We start from the raw sequence: 1,251 nt of genomic DNA, 5'->3' as shown, positions 1-1,251 counted from the left end.
CGCCGCCCTGCCGGTGGCGGCGGAGCAGGAGGGCAGCCAGGGCCGGATCGGCGGCGATGGCATTGAGCGCGTCCGCATCCAGCACCAGGCGCGGCGCACGGTCGAGCAGCTGTGCCATCAGGGGCGCGATGGCCACGCCGCCGCCACAGCCCGCCACCACGGTGAGCTCGTCCAGGGCCAGCGCCTCGAAGCGGCGCGGCATGAGTTCCGGCTGGGCCGACAACATGGCGGCGGTGGCGGCCTCGCTCTCGTCCAGCAGACTCAGCCACACGCGGCCGGCCCCGGCGTGCAGCGCGGCGCTTGCGGCCAGCAGTGCAGCGCCACCCATCCCCATGCCGCGCAGGGACAACCCTTCTCCGCCGACCACCGCCACGTCGCCGAAGCTGCCCTTGTGGCTTGCGTGGGGCCTGGAAGCGGGGGTGGGCGCGCCGCTGAGCCATGCGACCGGGGCGACGGCGTGTGCTGCCGCATCGGCCTGCAGCGGGTCGAGCCACACCTGCCCGGCGGCGTCGCGTCCGTGGGCGGTGAACAACCCGGGTTTGAGGGTCAGCAGGGCGAGGGTGTGGCGCGGGCCCGGCGCGCTGCCGTGGCCGGGGGCCAGCCCCGGCGCGTACTGACCGGTGTCGGCCAGCAGGCCGGAAGGCAGGTCCACGCAGAGCACCCCGGCCGGGCTGTCCTGCAGCTGCGACAGCCAGCCGCGCAACGCGGCCTCGGGCGCGGCGCCGCGCGGTTCGGGCGAGAGGCCCAGGCCGAGCAGCGCGTCGATGGCCAGGTCCTGGGCCTGCAATGGTGGCGGGACGTCCGTGAACCGCACCCCCGCCTGGCGTGCCCGTTCCCAGGAGCGCACCGCATCCGCAGGCAGCCGGCCGGGATCCCCGGGCAGCAGGCTGGCCACCACCGGCAACCCGTGGGCGTGCAGGAGCGCCGCGGCTTCCAGCCCGTCGCCGCCATTGTTGCCCCGGCCGCAGGCAACCCAGATGGTGCGCGCATGCGGGGCCAGCGCGCGCGCCAGGCGCGCCACGGCCGCGCCGGCCCGCTGCATCAGGGTGTGCGGGGCGAGCTGGGCGGCAGCGGCCCGTTCGAGCTGGCGCGTGGCGGCGCTGCTGTAGAGCGGCAGGGGCTGGGCGGGGTCGACGCGCTGCATGGATCCATTGTGGGCCGCCGGGCAGCGGGCGCCTAGAAGCGCTGCAGGGAAAAGTGCTGGAGATCCACGGCGGGGGTGCGCCTGGCCACCAGGTCGGCGAGGGCGCG

1 protein-coding gene is annotated in these 1,251 nt (G+C 76.3%); it reads right to left on the bottom strand.

The window, feature by feature from the left end; all coding sequences use genetic code 11:
• Nucleotides 1–1,144: NAD(P)H-hydrate epimerase (locus A612_RS15400; RefSeq protein WP_019375332.1), on the bottom strand; the 1,144-nt coding region annotated here is incomplete at its 3' end.
• Nucleotides 1,145–1,251: the final 107 nt, after the last annotated feature.

The sequence above is a fragment of the Melaminivora alkalimesophila genome (genome assembly GCF_000282995.1).
GTDB lineage: Bacteria > Pseudomonadota > Gammaproteobacteria > Burkholderiales > Burkholderiaceae_C > Melaminivora > Melaminivora alkalimesophila.
Note: the sequence above shows the minus strand (reverse complement) of the source record. Positions and strands in the feature narration are given on the sequence as shown.